Source organism: Aquitalea pelogenes, assembly GCF_001515305.1.
In the GTDB taxonomy this organism is placed as follows: Bacteria; Pseudomonadota; Gammaproteobacteria; order Burkholderiales; family Chromobacteriaceae; genus Aquitalea; species Aquitalea pelogenes.
Window position 1 is genome coordinate 1 of record NZ_LNQV01000168.1, and the last position, 209, is coordinate 209.

1 protein-coding gene is annotated in these 209 nt (G+C 71.3%); it reads left to right on the forward strand.

Translation table 11 applies throughout. From position 1 onward, the window contains the following. The coding region (locus tag AWT75_RS21845; protein WP_161937802.1) for a hypothetical protein at nucleotides 1-185 on the forward strand (185 nt) is incomplete at its 5' end. Between the last annotated feature and the right edge of the window lie 24 nt (nucleotides 186-209).

The window sequence follows — 209 nt, forward strand, 5'->3', positions numbered from 1 at the left end:
AGCAAGGCCAGGCGCGGGCCGATGTCGAAGGTGTACAGCGTTTCTTCCCGGCTGCTGCGGCCGCGCTGCGCCTGACGCACCACCCCGTGCCAGCTGCGCTGTCCTGCCTGAGCAAGGCCAGGCGCGGGCCGATGTCGAAGGTGTACAGCGTTTCTTCCCGGCTGCTGCGGCCGCGCTGCGCCTGACGCACCACCCCGTGCCAGCTGCGC